General features: G+C 63.5%; 3 protein-coding genes. All 3 read left to right on the top strand.

Annotated elements, in window-relative coordinates:
• Window positions 1–9 precede the first annotated feature (9 nt).
• The 3 genes from BRAO375_RS24875 to BRAO375_RS24885 all read left to right on the top strand — a co-directional run bounded on the left by BRAO375_RS24875 (window position 10) and on the right by BRAO375_RS24885 (window position 2,244).
• A complete protein-coding gene (locus BRAO375_RS24875; RefSeq protein WP_009030213.1) occupies window positions 10–276 on the top strand; it encodes a hypothetical protein in 267 nt (88 codons plus the stop codon).
• A 189-nt stretch (window positions 277–465) separates the two neighbouring features.
• On the top strand, window positions 466–822 hold the full coding sequence (locus BRAO375_RS38705; RefSeq protein WP_244423282.1) for a hypothetical protein: 357 nt from the start codon (window positions 466–468) through the stop codon (window positions 820–822).
• Window positions 823–1,074: 252 nt separating this feature from the next.
• Window positions 1,075–2,244 carry a hypothetical protein gene (locus BRAO375_RS24885; protein ID WP_139031462.1) on the top strand — a complete coding sequence of 390 codons (1,170 nt, stop codon included), beginning with the start codon at window positions 1,075–1,077 and terminating at the stop codon, window positions 2,242–2,244.
• The last annotated feature ends 150 nt before the right edge of the window (window positions 2,245–2,394 follow it).

Consider the following 2,394-nt stretch of genomic DNA (forward strand, 5'->3'; position numbering starts at 1 on the left):
AGAGCGACGATGTTTCAGGGACAACTCAATTTCGCTGATGTGACCACCGCCGAGCAGGGCGCCAATGGCGACGTGCTGTTCGAACTCGGCATGCTCTATGCGAGCGGCCGCGACGGCGTTGTCGATCTGATCGCCGCGCATAAATGGTTCAACCTCGCCGCCCTCAAGGGCCGCACCGACGCGGCCGCGATGCGCCGCGAGGTCGCCGAGCAGATGTCGGATGCCGAGATCGCCGCGGCGCAGCGCGAGGCACGCGCCTGGATGAGCGCGAACTGACCGGATCCGGCGGCTCTTCATCCTTGTTCCTCGTTCGAGGATGAAGACAAGGCCGGGGACTGACCATCGCTGCGTCCCGACCGGTGCGCCCGGTGATCGGTTCCCTCGCGCCACACGGCGGCGTGCGTCTCGTCCTGGGCCCACAAATCCCTTATCTGTTGTCACAGATGACGCAGCGGGATCGGTGGCATGAGGCAGGCGCAGCAGCGGCAGGCGAGACGGCAGGAGCTGATCGACTGCCATGACTGCGGGAACGGCGTGTCGTTCAGCGCAGTGACGTGCCCGCATTGCGGGTCGACAGAGCCGGCAGGACCTGTGGTGCAGAGCCGGCGCGAGTTGCGGCGGTTGCGGATCGAAGCCGCCAATGACCGGCGCCTCGTGGTCGTGACCACGCTGTGTGCTGGGCTCGGCACGCTCTATGGAGCGGTGATGGGAGCAGGGGGCTTGGCATCGGGGTGGACGGCGCTCTTCTATGGTTTCGTTGGCGCCGTGATCGGCGTGCCAGCGGCCTTTGTGATCAACATCAGCCGCAGCCTGTTCGACTGAGGAGCGCGGGGCGGGGGCGGTGAGTGGCTACGTGCCGCGGACCTGATCGCGAGCGAGATAAACCCAGCGCAATTGATCCGCGGCTCGTCCGGTCTGCGATCGGTTGAACGGGTTTTGCCGCATCGACGATTTCGAGAGCTACGAGCGGCCCTCGTCAAAAACAACGCGCCGTAGCTCTTCAAATCTTTGAACTGGACGCTCCGCAGTCGTATCCGTAATTATACGGGTCGCGTCATTGCGTGCCGGGGCCTCATGTTCCGACTGATCGTTTGCATTCTGATATTGTTTTCGTCGGACGTGCTCGCGCGACCGATATCGACGATGAGCGCGACGGGGCCGCTGCCGCTGGCTTGCGACAGCGACGTGATCGCCTCATCGGGCTACTTCAAGATCTCCCTGCCGCCGGCGCCATCGAATGACGGATGTGAGATCCTTCTCATCAACGGCGACCAGAGCGCGGGAAAGTATTTGATCGGCTTCCCGCCCGATGTGAATGAAAGGCTCTATCCGACGCAGGCTGTTGGCATTGTGTCGGTCGGTGGGGCGTGGGTGGCGCGATCCAAGCCGGGACGCTACAAGCTGACGCCTTTGACCAGGATCTTATATGTCGATAGCAACGGCGACGACACGCACGATGGTCTGACGCTGCCGCTGAGGACTTTCAACGAGGCAGGACGCGTGCTTGCGCGCGACCTCGACTTCGGCGGCCTTACGCCGGTCATCGCGCCCTCGATCAATCAGGTGTTCGATAACGACCCGCTCATCGTCCCTGGCGGCCTGATCGGCGGCTTCATCGTCCAGATCTCACCGAACGGCAACGGCCGGTTCACCTGGAGCGGCCCAGGAGCATGCGTGATCGCCACCGACGGCGGGTGGATCGACCTGCGCCTCAACCAGATCGTTGCAGGAGGACCGATCACGCAGCCTGACGGGGGCATCGACTTCCGCTGCAACCAATCGAATACGCCGGCGTCGGGGCACATCTATATCCACAACAATGCCGGCATCGATATCGAGGGCTGGCCGGTGTTTTACGGCGCTGGCGATGCCGACAATGCCATCTTCTTTGACGGCTCGACCTACGGCGCGGCAAGCGCGGATGGCATCTTCGTCGATGGACGTTTCGACACGGTGATCCGGCTGGACCAGGGCGGAGGGCGGTTCAATATCGGCGGGGTCATCCCGTACGGAAAGAGCGTCGCTTCGGTCGCCGCCAAATCACCGGCGGCGTTCGTCAACCGCTTGTTCATGGTGCTCGGCGCGTCCGAGTTGCTCATTGGAGCCTGTCCAGCAGGCTCCGGCTACAGGTCGCTGGGCGCATCGATTGTCGGCGGCAACGGGCTGATCGTCTCCCGCGGCTGTCCGATTCCAGGCGGCGTGCTTCAGACGCAAAATGGAAAAGTCTATTCGAGCAAGTGGTAAGCGGGCCAAGCGGTAAACGGGCCTGCTGTCGAGCGATCGGCCGCACCTCCCTCGGCTCCCTCGCCATCTGACAGATGAGGTGGCCAGCCCTGCTGACGACCAAGGCGCACGCGATTTGCCGCGGCGCGCGACTATCTCGCAGGACATTGT

Origin of the sequence: Bradyrhizobium sp. ORS 375, from assembly GCF_000239775.1 — a bacterium.
In the GTDB taxonomy this organism is placed as follows: domain Bacteria; phylum Pseudomonadota; class Alphaproteobacteria; order Rhizobiales; family Xanthobacteraceae; genus Bradyrhizobium.

Bases quoted from the DNA above. Each gene is read 5' to 3' on its own strand.
- BRAO375_RS38705 (WP_244423282.1), top strand. From the start codon at position 466: ATGAGGCAGGCGCAGCAGCGGCAGGCGAGACGGCAGGAGCTGATCGAC.
- BRAO375_RS24885 (WP_139031462.1), top strand. From the start codon at position 1,075: ATGTTCCGACTGATCGTTTGCATTCTGATATTGTTTTCGTCGGACGTG.
- BRAO375_RS24875 (WP_009030213.1), top strand. From the start codon at position 10: ATGTTTCAGGGACAACTCAATTTCGCTGATGTGACCACCGCCGAGCAG.